This window comes from Myroides sp. LJL119, assembly GCF_054871605.1.
On the sequence record NZ_JBTXLO010000001.1, the window covers coordinates 176,286 to 193,876 of the forward strand.

At 33.9% G+C, this 17,591-nt stretch carries 15 protein-coding genes; 6 read left to right on the forward strand and 9 right to left on the reverse strand.

Features of this window, described 5'->3' with window-relative positions:
* Positions 1 to 13 precede the first annotated feature (13 nt).
* Both ACYSNV_RS00775 and ACYSNV_RS00780 read right to left on the reverse strand, forming a co-directional pair.
* A complete protein-coding gene (locus ACYSNV_RS00775; protein ID WP_461760660.1) occupies positions 14 to 1,570 on the reverse strand; it encodes an Rne/Rng family ribonuclease in 1,557 nt (518 codons plus the stop codon).
* Positions 1,571 to 1,856: 286 nt separating this feature from the next.
* Positions 1,857 to 2,153, reverse strand: a complete 297-nt coding sequence (locus ACYSNV_RS00780) for an HU family DNA-binding protein (RefSeq protein WP_002989807.1) — start codon at positions 2,151 to 2,153, stop codon at positions 1,857 to 1,859.
* A gap of 137 nt (positions 2,154 to 2,290) precedes the next feature.
* Between ACYSNV_RS00780 and mutY the strand changes: the two genes are divergently transcribed.
* Genes mutY through gldD form a run of 3 tightly spaced genes read left to right on the forward strand, consistent with a single transcriptional unit; the run spans position 2,291 to position 4,371 of the window.
* Positions 2,291 to 3,319 carry an A/G-specific adenine glycosylase gene (gene mutY / locus ACYSNV_RS00785; RefSeq protein ID WP_461760661.1) on the forward strand — a complete coding sequence of 343 codons (1,029 nt, stop codon included), beginning with the start codon at positions 2,291 to 2,293 and terminating at the stop codon, positions 3,317 to 3,319.
* A gap of 21 nt (positions 3,320 to 3,340) precedes the next feature.
* A complete protein-coding gene (locus ACYSNV_RS00790; protein ID WP_461760662.1) occupies positions 3,341 to 3,781 on the forward strand; it encodes a single-stranded DNA-binding protein in 441 nt (146 codons plus the stop codon).
* Positions 3,782 to 3,795: 14 nt separating this feature from the next.
* Positions 3,796 to 4,371, forward strand: a complete 576-nt coding sequence (gldD, locus tag ACYSNV_RS00795) for a gliding motility lipoprotein GldD (RefSeq protein WP_461760663.1) — start codon at positions 3,796 to 3,798, stop codon at positions 4,369 to 4,371.
* Between the two features lie 145 nt (positions 4,372 to 4,516).
* Here gldD and ACYSNV_RS00800 read toward each other — a convergent pair whose 3' ends face one another.
* The 3 genes from ACYSNV_RS00800 to ACYSNV_RS00810 all read right to left on the reverse strand — a co-directional run bounded on the left by ACYSNV_RS00800 (position 4,517) and on the right by ACYSNV_RS00810 (position 8,380).
* Positions 4,517 to 4,900, reverse strand: coding sequence for a heavy-metal-associated domain-containing protein (locus ACYSNV_RS00800; protein WP_461760664.1), 384 nt, complete (start codon positions 4,898 to 4,900; stop codon positions 4,517 to 4,519).
* A 94-nt stretch (positions 4,901 to 4,994) separates the two neighbouring features.
* On the reverse strand, positions 4,995 to 7,043 hold the full coding sequence (locus ACYSNV_RS00805; protein WP_461760665.1) for a M16 family metallopeptidase: 2,049 nt from the start codon (positions 7,041 to 7,043) through the stop codon (positions 4,995 to 4,997).
* 17 nt (positions 7,044 to 7,060) lie between these two features.
* A complete protein-coding gene (locus ACYSNV_RS00810) occupies positions 7,061 to 8,380 on the reverse strand; it encodes a M16 family metallopeptidase (protein WP_461760666.1) in 1,320 nt (439 codons plus the stop codon).
* A 343-nt stretch (positions 8,381 to 8,723) separates the two neighbouring features.
* Here ACYSNV_RS00810 and rplU point away from each other — a divergent pair, with 343 nt between their 5' ends.
* The 3 genes from rplU (at position 8,724) to ACYSNV_RS00825 (ending at position 10,898) form a co-directional block, all read left to right on the forward strand.
* Positions 8,724 to 9,035 (forward strand): 50S ribosomal protein L21, encoded by a 312-nt coding sequence (gene rplU, locus ACYSNV_RS00815; RefSeq protein ID WP_461760667.1) that lies wholly within the window; start codon positions 8,724 to 8,726, stop codon positions 9,033 to 9,035.
* 62 nt (positions 9,036 to 9,097) lie between these two features.
* Positions 9,098 to 9,358 carry a 50S ribosomal protein L27 gene (gene rpmA, locus ACYSNV_RS00820; RefSeq protein WP_317631911.1) on the forward strand — a complete coding sequence of 87 codons (261 nt, stop codon included), beginning with the start codon at positions 9,098 to 9,100 and terminating at the stop codon, positions 9,356 to 9,358.
* Positions 9,359 to 9,581: 223 nt separating this feature from the next.
* Positions 9,582 to 10,898, forward strand: a complete 1,317-nt coding sequence (locus ACYSNV_RS00825; protein WP_461760668.1) for a hypothetical protein — start codon at positions 9,582 to 9,584, stop codon at positions 10,896 to 10,898.
* A 58-nt stretch (positions 10,899 to 10,956) separates the two neighbouring features.
* On the opposite strand, the gene dgt is transcribed toward ACYSNV_RS00825, so the two are convergent.
* From dgt to ACYSNV_RS00845, 4 genes are all read right to left on the reverse strand, one after another.
* The gene (gene dgt / locus ACYSNV_RS00830; RefSeq protein WP_461760669.1) at positions 10,957 to 12,297 is read right to left on the reverse strand and encodes a dGTP triphosphohydrolase; all 1,341 of its coding nucleotides are present in this window, start codon (positions 12,295 to 12,297) and stop codon (positions 10,957 to 10,959) included.
* A gap of 10 nt (positions 12,298 to 12,307) precedes the next feature.
* Complete coding sequence (locus tag ACYSNV_RS00835; RefSeq protein ID WP_461760670.1) at positions 12,308 to 13,027, reverse strand: AAA family ATPase; 720 nt, start codon at positions 13,025 to 13,027, stop codon at positions 12,308 to 12,310.
* A gap of 424 nt (positions 13,028 to 13,451) precedes the next feature.
* Positions 13,452 to 14,669 carry a 2-oxoglutarate dehydrogenase complex dihydrolipoyllysine-residue succinyltransferase gene (gene odhB / locus ACYSNV_RS00840; protein ID WP_461760671.1) on the reverse strand — a complete coding sequence of 406 codons (1,218 nt, stop codon included), beginning with the start codon at positions 14,667 to 14,669 and terminating at the stop codon, positions 13,452 to 13,454.
* A 48-nt stretch (positions 14,670 to 14,717) separates the two neighbouring features.
* The gene (locus ACYSNV_RS00845; protein WP_461760672.1) at positions 14,718 to 17,489 is read right to left on the reverse strand and encodes a 2-oxoglutarate dehydrogenase E1 component; all 2,772 of its coding nucleotides are present in this window, start codon (positions 17,487 to 17,489) and stop codon (positions 14,718 to 14,720) included.
* Between the last annotated feature and the right edge of the window lie 102 nt (positions 17,490 to 17,591).

A 17,591-nucleotide genomic window follows, 5' to 3' on the forward strand; every position in this document is an offset into this window, starting at 1 on the left:
AGCGGTTCTTTTTTTAATCTGAAATTTCATTTCCTTTCTCATCCAAGAAATGGTATTCTAGGTACGTGTAAGCGTCACGAGGTACAATTTTTATCCACTTTCGAAATTCCATCAACCATTTATGACGAATCGAGGGAATTCCTTGTTTTAAATACGCAGCTACGAACGGATGCGTATTTAAGATAATCCTAACGGTTTTATCTTTTGTAATAATACTTTCAAGGTCAGCCTTTATTTTGTCAACCACAAGAATAGGAGCTTCAATTTCTCCGTGTTCGTTCGGATCTTCTTCTCTTGTTTCAATGTTAACCTCAGGACGAACCCTTTGCCTTGTAATTTGGATTAATCCAAATTTACTAGGTGGCAAGATTTTGTGTTTTGCTTTATCATCGCTCATTTCTTCTTTCAAGAAATCATATAATGCTTTTCTATTCTCTGGATTACCCATATCAATAAAATCCACTACTATAATACCCCCCATGTCACGTAAACGAAGTTGCCTTGCTATTTCAGCTGCAGCAATTAAATTCACTTCCAAGGCAGTATCTTCTTGGGATTGAGCTTTGTTGGATCTGTTTCCACTGTTAACATCTATTACATGAAGTGCCTCGGTATGCTCTATAATTAAATAAGCTCCTTTGCTCATAGAAACCGTCTTTCCGAAAGAGGTCTTTATTTGACGCTCTATATTATACTTTTCGAAAATAGGTACTTCCTTGGATTGATAGTGTTTAACTATGGAAACCTTTGAAGGAGCAATCTCTTGCAAATAGTCCTTCGTTTGATAGAACAAATCTTCATCATCAGTAACAATACCAGTGAACGTATCGTTAAAAACATCCCTTAGAATTGAGGAAGCTTTATTTACCTCTCCCAAAACTTTAGAAGGATGATGAGCTGTTGCTAATTTCTTACACATTGCGTTCCATTTGGACATTAAGTTATCTAAATCTCTTTCGATATCGCTAACTTTCATCCCTTCTGCAACGGTACGTACAATTACACCAAAGCCTTTTGGCTTGATAGATTGCACTAACTTTTTAAGACGTTCCTTTTCCTCTTTTGACTCTATTTTTTGCGAAATAGATACTCTATTTGAGAATGGTACTAAAACTACGTATCTCCCCGCAATGGAAAGTTCTGAACTAATTCTAGGACCTTTTGTAGAAATAGGTTCTTTTACTATTTGAACCAATAAAGATTGATTAGCACTTAAAACATCAGTTACCACTCCATCTTTATCTATTTCTTCTTCAAAAGCGAAATTTTTTAAGGAAAAATCTTTTAATTTACCTCCGCTTACAAGTTTACTGAATTTCAATAAGGTTTTAAGGTTAGGACCCAGATCATGATAATGCAAAAATGCATCTTTCTCAAATCCTACATGCACAAAAGCTGCATTTAAACCGGCTACTGGTTTACGTACTTTAGCAATAAAAATATCGCCTACCTGAAAGCCAGTATCCTCCCCTTCCTCACGCTCCTTATGAAGCTCAATTAGTTTTCCATCTTTTAATAAGGCAAAATCTACTGTTTCAGAATTCGACCTAATAATTAGCTCTTTATTCACACTGTACATTTTTATCCATACTCATTCATTATCAATATATTACTAAATGAAAAACGAGTTTGTATAGATGGATTAAACATTCATTAAAATAGGTATATAACCTGAAAGACCTATCCCGTAAGATAAGTCTTTTTGTTTCCTTCTAAAAGAAAAAAGTAGTTTTAAACTACTTTTTCTTTTTGTGACGGTTAGCTCTCGCTCTTTTTTTACGTTTGTGAGTCGCTACCTTATGTCTTTTTCTTTTTTTACCACTTGGCATAATGTGTGTAATTTAGAGATTAATAAATTATTTTACTTTTACTTCTGTGTTTGACTTAACGCCTTCTACAAACACCTTAGCAGGTTTGAAAGCTGGGATATTATGAGCTGGAATTCTAATTGTCGTATTCTTAGAAATATTTCTTCCTGTTTTTTCAGCTCTAGTCTTGATGATAAAACTTCCAAAACCTCTTAAATAAACATTTTCTCCAGTCTCTAATGAGGCTTTTACTTCATCCATAAAAGATTCAACTGTTGCCTGTACGTCACCTTTCTCAAGCCCTAATTTCTCCGAAATTTTTGCTACAATGTCTGCTTTCGTCATTTTTAGATATAAATTATTTTGTTGTTGTCGAATTTTTAGAGTGTGCAAATATATTAATTTATAATCCAATAATTCAACCTTAATCGATTAAAATTTAATTATATAAAGTTTTATGTTTGCAATCTATACTTTTTTATATGTCTTTTTCTAATAAACTCATTACTTGGTATTTACAAAATAAACGCCCTTTACCATGGCGAAAAACTAGGGATCCATATGCTATTTGGCTCTCAGAAATAATTCTACAACAGACTAAAGTTGTACAAGGAACCCCCTATTATTTGGCTTTTTTGAACACGTTCCCAAGTGTTTTTCAACTAGCAGACGCATCCGAGGACCAAGTAATGCGACTTTGGCAAGGACTTGGTTACTACAGTCGAGCTAGAAATCTACACGCTACTGCAAAAATAATAGCTAATAAATATAAAGGAGAATTTCCCAATACCTACAAAGAACTCTTAACACTTCCGGGAATTGGTCCCTACACCGCAGCAGCTATTGCCTCGATTGCCTTTAATGAACAAGTGGCCGTTTTAGATGGTAATGTATTTCGAGTCTTATCGCGAATTTACGGTATAACTACAGATATATCAAGTAGTCAAGGAAAAAAAGAGTTTCAAGAACTTGCTCAAAGTCTTATACCGGCAAATCATCCGGCTACTTTTAATCAAGCTATTATGGATTTCGGAGCTATTCATTGTACCCCAAAACAACCCTTATGTACACAGTGTTGTTTTTTTGAGAAATGTATAGCTTTACAAACAAACCAAGTCAATAATCTACCGGTTAAGCTATCGAAAACTAAAGTAACAAATCGCTATTTAGATTTCATAATTTTTATAGATCCCGAAAATCAAACACATATAGAACAGAGAATAAACAAAGATATTTGGAAAAAACTGTATCAATTCCCTGTTATTGAACACGATAATAAAACAAAAATAGACATACAAGATTTCCTAAAACAAGATTTCCCTTATATTACAACAACAAAAATTGAGTTACTAACTCCCCAGGCTATACGTCATATTCTATCGCATCAACGATTATATATTAATTTTTGGCGCGTGTATACCAACGAATTATTAAATAATGCCGTTAGATGGGAAGATTTACCTAATTTTGGATTTCCTATAGTTATTCATAACTTTATTAGCAAATTATAACCCTATTTAAATTACTTAACCATGAATGGTAATCTCAATAAAATAATGCTCATTGGTCATTTGGGTGATCAAGTAAAGATACACTACTTTGAAGATGGGAATTGCATTGCTAGATTTCCATTAGCAACAAATGAATCGTATATAGATAAAAAAACAAATCAAAGGGTAACAACCACCCAATGGCACAATATAATAATCAAAAATAAACAAGCTCAAGCCTGTGAGAAGTATTTATCCACTGGAGACAAAGTTTATATTGAAGGTAAAGTCAAGACCACACAATGGATAAGTGCAGATGGAACACAACAAATGATCTATGAGGTGATAGCTACTGACTGCAAATTTCTACAAGTTAACAAACAAAAGCCCAGCGCTCAAGAAATTTCGCAACAAGAAAAACAACAAGAAATAGACAACTTTCAAGTTCCTTCTATAGACAATAATGATACACTTCCTTTTTAAACATAAATAGATTCATGTACAAAAACACTCTGACTAGTTATTTTACCTGTATAGCGATGATCCTACTTGTCGTGGGATGTAAAAAGGATACCTTACCAAAGCCTCAAGCTTATTTAGCTCTTGAATATCCAGATGCGCAATATCAGACATACACAGATACAAACGCAAAATACAGTTTTAATAAAAACACGTTGTCAAACATAAAAACAACGGCAAATAATTCAATAGAAATTCATTACCCACAAATGAAAGCCACAATTTTCTTGAACTACAAGCCGATCGAAAATAATTTAAACTTATTGTTAAGCGATGCACAAAAACTAACGTATGAACATTTTATAAAGGCAGATGAAATAATTGAACAGCCGTTTGTGAATCCAACAAATAAAGTTACCGCTATGTTGTATAATGTAAAAGGAGATGCTGCTACAAACGTTCAGTTTTATGCCACAGACCAGAGAAAAAACTTCCTAGTGGCCTCGCTTTACTTCTACACAACACCAAACTTCGATTCCATACTACCGGCTAAAGAATATTTAGAAAATGATATGAAACAAATCTTAGAAACCCTACAATGGGAACAAGAATAAGTACTGTAAAAAGATACTTTAACTCAGCTATTATAGATTCTTTTTTAATATATAGATAGGTTATTTGAATCCAAAACAGTTCAGTAATAAAAAGACAAAGGCTAGTAGTGATTCTACTAGCCTTTGTCTTTTTATTAATTTATTTTTAAAGCGATGTTTGCTCTACTTGCATCTGCTCTACTGTATAAATACCATTAGCAATCTTTTGAACTGTATTGGTAATTGATTCTGAATTTTGCTGACCCTGATCAAATACCACAGTGGCCGTTTTTGTATCAAAATCAACTACTGCATTTTGCACTCCAGGTAAGTCCGTTAATTTATTTTCTATAAACTTAGCACATCCCATAGCACATGTCATTCCTTGTACCTGAAAAGTTGCCTTTTGTAAATCAGCTACCTCATTGGATTGTTGTTCAGAAGTATTTTCTACCTGATTTTGGTTTGTAATTTGCTCTTTATCTTGCTTGCAACTTGCAAATGTAGCCACCGCTAATAGAGCAAGAGCTACAGATTTATAAATTCTCATATCGTGTAAACTTTAGGGTATAAAGATACTAAATAAAAAAAGCAACTAAAGAAAATTAGCTGCTTTTTTGTAATTTTAACAGATTGTTGTTCAATTAATTAAAGTCTTGTTCTGAAACATTTTCATTAATCTGAACATTTTGTGTTTCTATCTCAATATCAATTCCCATAGACATTATTTGAGTAAAAGGTACTAATATACCATCCACTGACTTATAGTTGCTTAATTGTACCACAGTATTTAAACCAGGGTTTATATCATTTAAAGTCTCGATACTTAATTTTAACCCTGTTTCTAGATCATAATAATGGGTAGTTTTTCCATCGATTATCCCCACACAGTTTTTACCTTGTATTTGTTTTACCTGACCAAGAGTTACTTGCGGATTTGTTAACCACTTAAGCTCTATAAAAGGATAGGCATCTTTTTGTGCTTGTGCTAATTGATCAGCATCTAGGGGAACCTGTGCTCCTTGATTAACCATATACCCTTTATCAGGAGTAACTACAATTTTAGAGAGTACATTTCCACCTAAACTTTGGGTCAATAGGCTATAACCAGGCATTATCTTAGAGGTAAACTCTATATCCATACCTTGCACCGAAGCAACCGCTTGAGTATAAATGCTTTTCACATTCTCTAGGTTTTGTTTTCCACCTATGGCTTTCAAATAATTATTTAAAACCCCTTCAAGACTCACTCCACTTGGTGCAGATAAATCCGTATCAGGCTTTGAAGTTGGATCTGCTTGGGTATTATAATAATTAATAGGTAAACCCAATGTTTCTAACCCCTGTAGAACATCACTAGCTTTTCCAACAACAACAATTCGTAAATTTTCACTAAGAAAATACTTTTGAGCTGCTTTTTGGATATCTTGAGCTGTTACGCTCTGAATGTTTTTGATATAATTCTCATAAAAATCTGCAGGAAGATCATATAAAGCACTAAACAAAGCGTATCTAGCAATTGTAGCAGGCTTTTGAATTTCCATAACAAAATTACCTATAAATTTAGCCTTAGCCATATCCAACTCTTCCTTGCTTACCAAAGTGTTTCTCATTAAATCAATTTCCTTGATAAACTCGGTAATAGCACTATCGGTAACCACATTCCTTACCGAAGCAGCAGCTCTGAACTTACCAGGATAGTTACGAGCCGTAGATATTGAAGAATACGCACCATAAGTCCATCCATGAGCTTCTCTAAGATTTAAAAATAATCGGCCTTCTCCACCACCACCTAATACTTGATTGGCTAACAAAGCGGCAAAGTAGTCTTTATCTTTCATTTTTAATTCCACCTGATTCACCAAAGCTATCTCACTTTGTACGGCATTGGACATATCAACAAAGTCAATTTGTGTTTTTGCAACATTATTTGCAAAATTGTACTCAGAAAATTTTGTATCTTGTTTTCCCCATGATTCAAAATTCTCACGAATTAATTTCTCTGTGGCTTTAAGATCAATATCACCAACAACTACTAAATATGCATTTTGTGGGATAAAATATTTCTTATAAAAATCTTTCACATCATTTAATTCAACATTTGCAAGAGTTTCTTGTGTAGAAAACTCACCAACAGGAGTGTTTTTACCATATAAAAGAGCATTTTCTACTCTTCTTTCAATAGCAGTTACACTTTTATCCATAGTCTTAATACCCTCGATATCTTGTGCTTTTGCTTTATCAAATTCTTCTTGTGTAAACACCGGATCTAAAGCTCCTTGCTTTAACAAATTAACAATCTCCTTGTTGTACTTTGAAAGACCCGAGGCTGAAGCGCCTGAAGAACTAAAAGACATACGAACTCCTAAAAAGTCAATTTGCTCATTAAATTGCTCTTTGTCTAGCTTTACAGTGTTCCCTCCCAACATTCCAGATAAAATACTAGATACACCAGTTTTATCTGCTTCTAAAACAACAGGATTATCGATAGTTAAACTATAGGATACCCTTGGTAGTTTTGCATTAGGCACTAACATTACTTTAAGACCATTTTTCAACTTAAATGTGGTAGGTTTAGTAATATGTACCTCTGGAGCAGGTCCTGCTACTGGTTGCTTGCGATCTTGCCCCATCATATTGCCTTGTGCTACTGCTAGAAAAGCAGCAACCACATAAATATATATTTTCTTCATCTGTAAATTTTCAAAAATTAGTTATTCGCTTGTTTTGCCGGAACGTAATCTAGGATTAAACGTTGGTTTTTATTTAAATACTTCTTAGCTACCTCACGAATTTCCTCAGGTGTAATGCTTCTAAAAATATCAATTTCGGAATTAATTAAATCCACATCTCCATATAGAAGATAAAAAGATGCTAAATTCTCTGCCAATCCTTCTAAAGTAGCATTTTGATTAACGTACCTATTTTCAATCACATTTTGTAATTTTTGAAAATCACGTTCAGAAATCAAATTGGTTTGTAGATCTTCTATCTCGCTATCAATCTCAGCAACCAATTGCTCGGCTGTGAAGCCCTGCATAGGAATACCATAGATAAAATACATTCCATAATCTTCTTGACTTAAGTTAAAGGAAGCAACCTCCAAGGCCATTTTCTTATTATCTACCAGTTTTTTATAGAGTCTGGAACTTTTTCCTTGCGATAAAATCACAGAAATCATATCCAATACTCTAGCATCTCTTTGCTTCATAGAAGGCGTACGATAAGCCTCCACAACCATAGGAAGTTGAATATTGGGATCTTGATACTCTGCATTTATTTGTTGTACAATAGGTTGTTCAACAATTACCTCTCTGCTGATTTGCTCCCCTTTAGGGATACTTCCAAAATATTGATTAATCCACTTTTTCGCCTGAGATGGATCAAAGTCTCCTGCCACTACAAGCACAGCATTATTCGGAGAATAGAATTTTTCATTAAAAGCTAGAAATTCTTCTAATGTCGCAGCATCTAAATGCTCCATGGAACCAATTGGAGCCCAACGATAAGGGTGATTAGTAAACAAGTTCTTTTTTACCTCAGTGAAAATTTGCCCATAGGGTTGATTATCCATACGCAAACGCTTTTCTTCTTTTACAACCTCATTTTGAGTATCTACCCCAATTTGATTTATAATCGGATGCATTAAACGCTCACTCTCCATCCATAGAGCCAATTCAAGATTATTAGAAGGAAATACCTCATAATAATATGTTCTATCATCGGAGGTATTAGCATTGTTATGCCCCCCATTAGAAGTTACTATCTTAAACCAATCACCTCTAGGAATATTCTTAGTTCCTTCAAATAATAAATGTTCAAAAAAGTGTGCAAAACCAGTTCTTTCCGGGTTTTCGTCTTTAGCACCCACATGATACATTACCGAGGTCACAACAACTGGAGCTGTTTTATCTTCATGTAAAATTACATGTAAACCGTTATCTAAGGTGTATTGCTGGAACTCCACCTTTTGTGCAAAACCACTTATAGTCAATAAGAGGCTGCTTACAACAAAATACATTTTTTTCATTCAATAATAGATTTTACTTAGTTAATAAATATTAGACGCTAATTATAAGCTTATGTTACATATAATTAATTTTTTTTACATGTTTTTCTGAAATATTCACCTAATTTATATAATAAAACAAGCAATAAGAGTTTAGCTAAAAACTATTTCCAATAAATACACTACTAATCAATAAGAGAAAAATTACCAATCCTTAAATCAACAAAAGACAACATAATTTTTCAACCTACTCATTAACAAAACATTAGTAGCAACTATTTCTTTTTTTACACACTAATATTCTTTTGTATATAAAAAAATAAGTTTATATTTGCACCCTTATTAAACATTTAATTATATTGTTATGTACGCAATCGTAGAGATAGCAGGGCAACAATTCAAAGTTAGCAAAGACCAAAAGGTTTATGTTCATCGTTTAGCTTCTGAAGAAGGAACAAAAGTTACTTTTGACAAAGTTCTTTTAATTGAAGAAAATGATAACGTTACTTTAGGCGCCCCAGCTATAGAAGGTGCTTCTGTAGAAGCTAAAGTTTTACAACACCTTAAAGGTGACAAAGTAATTGTTTTCAAAAAGAAAAGAAGAAAAGGTTACAAAAAGAAAAACGGTCACAGACAAGCCTTAACTCAAATTATTATTGAAGGAATCAATAAATAATAGAGTTAAAAAATAACAAAAACAGCGAAAGCTGAGTATTAACAATCTAAATTTAAAACGTCATGGCACACAAAAAAGGTGTAGGTAGTTCTAAGAACGGTAGAGAATCAGAATCGAAACGTTTAGGCGTTAAGATTTACGGTGGACAAGCAGCTATCGCTGGTAACATCATCGTAAGACAAAGAGGTTCTAAGCACAATCCTGGTGAAAACGTTTACATGGGAAAAGATCATACTTTACATGCAAAAGTTGACGGAGTTGTTAAATTCCAAAAGAAAAAAGACAACAAGTCTTACGTTTCTATTTTACCATTCGAAGCTTAAGAATTCCCTATTTGTCTTTACAGACAAATGACAAAATAAGAAAAGGCATTTATTGAATAATAAATGCCTTTTTTTATTGCTATTTTTCATGTATCTATTTCCCCTTAGCTACCTACTTTATAAAAAACCCTACAGCGTTGAAAAAAAATTTAACAATAAGTTTTGTTATGAATTAATCTTTATTTATTTTTGGTCTAAATAAACATAATCAAATTTAAGTATAATGAAAAAATTAAAAACATTAGCAAGCCTTATGCTTGTTGTTCTATTTCAGGTAGCTTGTTCTAGTGATGATAATTCTGTTATCCGAGTAGATCAGGATGATCAGATTGAACTTGGAGAAAAACTAGATTTTCAGGGAACCTATGATTTCTTCCACGCAGGTAATGGAATTCCTTTTGACTTTGCCCCCACAACAATTACAGTAAACATGTCAGATATGGCTGGAAGTGGACAAGACAATCAGGTATATGAAATCATTGGGGTATATCAAAACACGACTAACAAAGTAAAAAAGATAGTTACCAAACAAAAGGACGAAAACCTATATAAAGCATTTTTTATCAGTGAACAAACATCGGAGTCTTTTAATTTCAACATGGATTCCACTTATAATTTTGATAATTTAGCCCAAGCAATCCAAACAAAATATCCTGAACCTGGAAGCTCCATTGCAGTGGATCATGCTAAAGAAATATTTGGATGGATTATGCTTAGTAAACATGATGGTCCTTCACAGATTACACTTCCTGTAAATGGTAAATATGAGTTTTCAGCTCAAGGGCACACTTATTTTTATAATTTCACAAATACATCAGTAAATTTCAACGATAGTTATTCCATGGAAGTATTGGCCTATAACACCAATACCAATAAAATACTTTTAAAAGGTATAGATGCACAGGTTGCAAATTCTTATTATGTAATTCAACTACAAAACATTACCGATCAAAGTGTGGATATCGCAAGAAAAACATTCACAGAAGCACAAGCTAAAGAGCAAGCTGAATCCGAATTTGCAAGCAAAGAAACTATCGATGCTAAATTCACAACTTATGATCAGAAAAAACAAGGTGAAACAGAACAATTAACAGGACTATACGTAAGTCAAGTGGTTAACGGAATAGCACAATATCAATTTGATTTTACAAGTAATAACCAAGCTTTTATATTCGCAGCTGACATGAAAGGAGAAGGTGCTTTAAGCCCTGCAGCTGTACTTTCTTTAGAATTAGTAGAACAAGACAAAGCTACTGGCCAAATAATATACCTAATTACAAAAGCAACAGGTTACTACCAAGGTCGTGAGAACCAGTACTTAACAATTTATGTGAAAAATATAGCAGATGATTTCTCAACAGCAGACATAGCTATAGCCACTAAAGATGCAAGCACATCAATTTCAGCTAGCAAAGGAGATGTAATTGGAACTACTTTAGAACAAGCAAAAGCCATAAAAGCTCCACAGGCAAACTTAGTATGGGAAACAGATATGAATGCATACGCTCATAGATGGATCTCAGCTGAAAAGGCTAAATAATAATTTCCAAGAATCGCGAAGACAAAAAAGGTATTAGTGCTTGCTAATACCTTTTTTTTTATTTCTTTAAAGCATGATAAAGCTCTAAGGCTTTTCCATCGGTTAACATAGATACAAAATAACATATATTCATAATCATCTCATAGGGTGTCTCACAATTCACCACCGTATAACGCTCGGGTAATAACTGTAAAACTAACCTATCATAGTGTGTTTCCTCCTGATAAAATTTATTATGAGTCGCATTTAAAAAAGCCTCCAATAAAGTGTGAATAACACGGTAACCAACTATTTCCTTTTCAATCACATCCTTGCTTTGGTAAACATTAGCTATACTAACGGCTAAGATATCCTTCATTTGGGCTATATAGGCGCATTTATCGGTTAAAGCAAAATCAAATTCACCTTTTAAAATACTTTGTTCATTCTCTATAAAAACACGAGTTACATCTTGAATTAAGCTCCCAATAGCCAAAGCACGTAGATAACTAACTCTATCCTCTTTACTGGTTAGTTTTGAGTAAGTTTGAGAATTAATATTGTTTTGAACAATCTTAATTAAAAATTCCAAAGCATGCTCCTCTGGAATCCAACCCAAGTTAATGCCATCTTCAAAATCTATAATTGTGTAACAAATATCATCGGCAGCCTCCACTAAATAAGATAGTGGATGTCTATAAAAAGCAATATCGGTCCTATCGTTTTTCATTAACATTCCCAACTCTGTTACTACATCTATAAAGGCATCCTTATCTGCTTGAAAAAATCCAAACTTCTTGTCCGAAATACCAGAAGTAAACTTAATAGGCAAACATTCTTTTGGATATTTCATAAAAGCTCCCAGAGTTGCATAAGAAATACGAAGACCTCCTTCTACACCAGGTCTACTTTTAGTCAAAACAGCAAATCCATTAGCATTACCCTCAAAATTCACAAGATCTTCCCATTGTTTTTCATTAACTAAACTCTGGTATTTTTTCCCTTTACCAGTTAAAAAGAAATCACCAATAGCTTTTTCTCCCGAATGTCCAAATGGTGGGTTACCAATATCATGTGCCAAAGAAGCCGCAGCTACTATAGCTCCAAAATCATTAAGGGTATAACCATACTCTTGAGCTAAATTTGGGTATTTATTGATTATTTTCTCCCCTACATTACGCCCTAGAGATCTTCCTACCACAGAAACCTCTAAGCTATGAGTTAAACGCGTATGTACAAAGTCGGTTTTACTCAAGGGAATTACTTGGGTTTTATCCTGTAGACTACGAAATGCCGAAGAAAAAATAATTCGATCATAATCTACCTCAAATCCAATTCTTGTCTGACTCTCGTCTAATCTATTTCTAAAAAAAGTATCACCGTATTTTTTTAATGACAGTAATTTTTCCCACTTCATCATACTATTTTACTTAACTATTAGTAGATTGCTTTTCCATGGCAATCTGATTGGCAATAATATTATTTTTCAATTTCCTCTCTATATGAGTCTTGGCTTGTGCATACGAAATATCATATATACGTTCTATATTTGTAAACTCCTTAGGAAATCTACCAAGCATGCTATCATAATATTGATCTAAGGCTTGTTTTCCCGGTACTGTATATTCTAAAAGCAATTCAAATCGTCGTACCAAAGCAGGATCAATCATGTGAATTTGATTGGTTGCAGCCATTAAAATACTTTTAGTTGGAAGATTATCAATTAATTGCAAAATAGCATTAACAACACGTTTCATCTCACTATTATCCTTATTATCGTAATCCCTTATTTGTCCTAAAGAATCAAATTCGTCAAAAAATAAGATAGCACTTTCATATTGAATCTCCTTAAATAAACTTTCTATATTTTTGGATGTTTCACCTAATCGAGAAGAAACAATACTTGATAAATTAACTATTATAAGTTTTTTATTCAATGTAGTAGCTATAGCCTTGGCAGTCATCGTTTTTCCACAACCCGTTTGTCCATATAAAAGTAGCTTATTACTCACAGGTAGATTGTAATTCAAAAGTACTTCTTTATACTTGTATTCTTTTAAAAACTGCTCTAACTGTACTTTAATGTTATCATTTAACATGACATCTGTAAGCTTAATATCTGTACGATCAATATAATATAAAGAACTCATATTTTTTTAAGGTGCTTAAAATTTCTTGCAAACAAATATACTTCTAAAATTAAGAAATAACTCTTGATATTACCTTAAAAAACAGACCTATTAACAGCATTGTCAACATTTTGTTTGCAGATACTTGTCTTTTATTAAACCTCAGACCTAAATAAGTAACAAGCCTACCCTACTTAAGAGTTAGATTAAATTTTGAGTATTTTAAAAAATTGATAACTACAAATTTTTTATTTAAAGTGAAGTAAAACCACTTTTTTTAAAACATAGAAAAACATGGATTAACATGCCTTTAGCTTTGTTGTTATTAAAATTATTGGTAAAAATCCACACGAAAAAATTTGGGTTAATACAATAAAAAAAAAACGGTACTACAGGGGTAGTACCGATTTTTTTGATAAGAATTAATTCTATATAATAGTTTATACTATAACTCGAAAGCTTTCTTAGGGTTGTTATCACATAATAATTCAGCAGGATTCTCTAAAGCTTCTTTTATAGCTACTAAGAAACCAACTGACTCACGACCATCAATAATTCTGTGGTCATATGATAAAGCTAAATACATCATTGGAGCAATTACTACATTTCCATCAATTGCAATTGGACGCTCAATAATATTATGCATTCCTAAAATTGCTGATTGTGGAGGATTAATAATTGGAGTAGATAACATAGATCCAAAGACACCACCATTTGTGATTGTAAAAGTACCTCCTGTCATCTCATCTACCGTAATTTGTCCATCACGGGCTCTGATAGCCAGACGCTTAATTTCGCTTTCAATACCACGGAAAGACAGCAATTCAGCATTTCTAACAACTGGTACCATTAATCCTTTAGGTCCTGAAACTGCAATTGAAATATCAGCAAAATCAAATTTGATTTGATCTTGTCCGTCAATCATTGAGTTAACATCTGGATATAATTCCAAAGCACGCGTTACGGCCTTAGTAAAGAAAGACATAAAACCTAATCCAACGCCATGTTTAGCTTTGAACGCGTCTTTATACTCACTTCTTAATTTATTTACATTTGATAGGTTAACCTCATTAAATGTAGTTAACATAGCTGTCGTATTCTTTGCCTCTACTAAACGTTCAGCAACTTTACGACGTAACATTGACATCTTTTTACGCTCTTCATTTCTTGGACCACCTGTTGGAGTTCCCATAGAAGCTTTAGCGTTTAAAGCGTCTTCTTTTGTTATTCTTCCATCTTTTCCTGTTCCACTAACTGCAGCAGGATTGATATTTTTCTCTTCTAGGATTTTCTTAGCAGCAGGAGATGCACTACCTGTTGCATAAGTTGCAGCAGCTGCAACAGGCTCAGCCTTTGGAGCTTCAGCCTTTGGAGCTTCTTGTGCAGGTTGAGCCTGAGTTGTTGCTCCACCTTCTGGTTTAGCTGCACTAGTGTCAATTAGACACACTACTTGACCAACAGCAACTGCGTCACCTTCTTCAGCTTTTAAAGTGATGATTCCACTTACCTCAGCAGGTAACTCTAAAGTAGCCTTATCTGAATCTACCTCAGCTATCGCTTGGTCTTTTTCAACGTAATCTCCATCTTTAACTAACCAAGTAGCGATTTCAACTTCTGTAATCGATTCACCTGGCGAAGGAACTTTCATTTCTAAGATGCTCATCTTTATATTCTTTAATTAGATATGTTTATGTAAAAATACGATTTTTTCTTATAAGTCTTTGTTGAAAACTTTTTCAACAGCATAAGCGAAACGTTTCTTTGAACGTACAGAGCTACCAGAGGCAGGCGCACTATATGCCTTAGTACCAGCATAACGAAGTGGTACTTCAAAGAAGTTAGTTGCAACAAATGTGTAAGCACCCATATTTCTAGGTTCTTCCTGAGCCCAAACATAATCCTCTACGTTTGGATATTTTGCAATAACTTGTTTCATGTGTTCAACAGGTAACGGGAATAATTGCTCGATACGAACTAATGCAACGTCCTGTCTTGCTAACTCTTCACGTTTAGCCAGCAAGTCGTAATAGAATTTACCACTTACAAATACCAAAGACTTAACCTTTGAAGCATCAACCCCTGAGTCATCTATTACATATTGGAATTTTCCATCTGTTAATTCACTAACGGAAGAAACTGCCTGTGGATTTCTCAATAAACTCTTAGGAGACATTACTATTAAAGGCTTTCTAAAGTTAGTTACCATTTGACGACGCATCATGTGGAAGAAGTTAGCTGGAGTAGTACAGTTTGCAACAAACATATTATCCTCAGCACACAATTGTAAATAACGCTCTAATCTAGCTGAAGAGTGTTCAGCACCCTGATTTTCATACCCGTGCGGTAATAACATTACAATACCATTTTGCGTGGTCCACTTATCTTCAGCCGCAGAAATATATTGGTCTAAAACAATTTGAGCACCATTAGAGAAATCTCCAAATTGAGCCTCCCAAATTGTCAATGTATTTGGATTAGTTAAAGCGTAACCATATTCAAAACCAAGTACTGCGTATTCTGAAAGTAGTGAGTTAAATATTCTAAATTGCCCTTTTTGCTCTGGCAACTGATTTAACAAGATTAAAGGTTCTTCTGTATTTTCTTCTTTTACTACAGCGTGACGATGAGAAAAAGTCCCTCTTTCTACATCTTGTCCACTCATTCGAACATCAAAACCTTGTGTTAATAAAGATCCATAGGCCAAAAGTTCACCCATTGCCCAGTCTAATCGATCTGTTTCGAAGAACATTTTTTTACGATCTCCGATTAAACGCTTAACCTTATTTATATATTTTTTATCCTCTGGCAATTCTGTTATAACCTCAGCAATTGAGCTCAAAGTATCTAAAGATACCTTCGTATCATAATCCGCTAACATAGATTCACGTTCTACACGTTCAAAGCCTTGCCAATTTTCTTCCATAAAGGTACGAATATCAGCAAACTCTTGTTTACGCGATGTCTCCAAATCTATCTCTAAAGCGTCCTTGTATTGCTTTTCTAGCTGTGTAACAAATTCATCTGTAATGACCTTGTCATTTAGCAATCGGTTGGTATAAATATTTCGAGAATTAGCATGCTTGGAGATTAATTTGTACAAAATTGGTTGCGTGAACTTTGGTTCATCCCCTTCATTGTGACCATATTTTCTATAACCCACTAGATCAATAAATACATCACGACCAAAAGTCATACGATAATCTAATGCAAATAGAAATGCTCTAACAGCAGCCTCGGTATCATCTGCGTTAACATGTAATACAGGACAAGCAGTTACTTTGGCAATATCTGTTGAATAAGTTGACGAGCGTCCATCGGAGTAGTTTGTGGTAAACCCAACTTGGTTATTTAATACAATATGAATTGTTCCTTTTGTATTATAACCTCTTAACTGAGCCATTTGAATAATTTCATATACAATTCCTTGACCAGAAATTGCAGCATCTCCATGTAAAGCAATTGGAAGTACTTTTGAAGGATCGTCGGCAAATTTAGTATCCTGTTTTGCACGTGCTATTCCTTCAATAACAGCTCCTACTGTTTCTAAGTGAGATGGATTTGGCGTTAAATTCACATGGATTTGCTTTCCACTACGAGTTTGACGATCACAACTTAATCCTAAGTGATATTTTACATCACCATCAAAGCCTTCAACCTCATCATAATCCTTACCATCAAATTCGGCGAAAATTTCTTGTGCTGGCTTTTTAAACACGTTAGCAAGAACATTTAAACGTCCTCTGTGTGCCATTCCCACAACAATATCCTCTACACCCTTTGAAGCAGCCGAATCAATCAAGAAATCCATAGCTGGTATTGCTGCCTCTAAACCTTCTAATGAGAAACGTTTTTGACCAACGTACTTAGTGTTTAAGAAGTTTTCAAAAGACACAGCCTCGATCAACTTGTGTAATATTTCTTTTTTCTCCTCACTATCAAACTTAGCCTCTGGTGCTTCATAGTGCTCTTGAATCCAAGCTACCGCTTTTTCATCAGCGATATACTTATACTCAATACCTAATGTAGAACAGTAAACTTTGTCTAATTGTGCTAAGATTTGTGCGAGAGTTGATGTTGGTAGTTGTATTGTTTTTGCGGCCTCAAAGCTAACATTCAAATCAGCTTGAGAAAGACCAAACTTCTCTAAACTTAAATCCGGATGTTCAACTTTTCGATCTCTTAATGGATTTGTTTTAGTTAACAAATGTCCATAAGTTCTATATGCGTCAATCAAGCGTAAAACTCCAAATTCTTTTTGAACTTTTTCCAATTGATTTGCATTAATTCCACTTGCACTATTACTTGATGAATATGCTTGTGATAATTGCTCAACTGGCCCATCACTGAATTCGTTCGCAAAATCAAATCCCTGAAAGAAAGCTCTCCAACTAGGCTCGATGCTATCAGGGTTTACAAGATACTGGTCGTATAATTCTGCAAAAAATGCAGTGTGTGCCGCATTTAAAAAGGAATATCTATCCATAATTTCGTCTAAAGACCTTTTGTTTAAATATTATTTCACAAAAATACAACTCTTTATGAGATTCCTATATACTTTTACTTATTTTTATCGCATATAAAATTT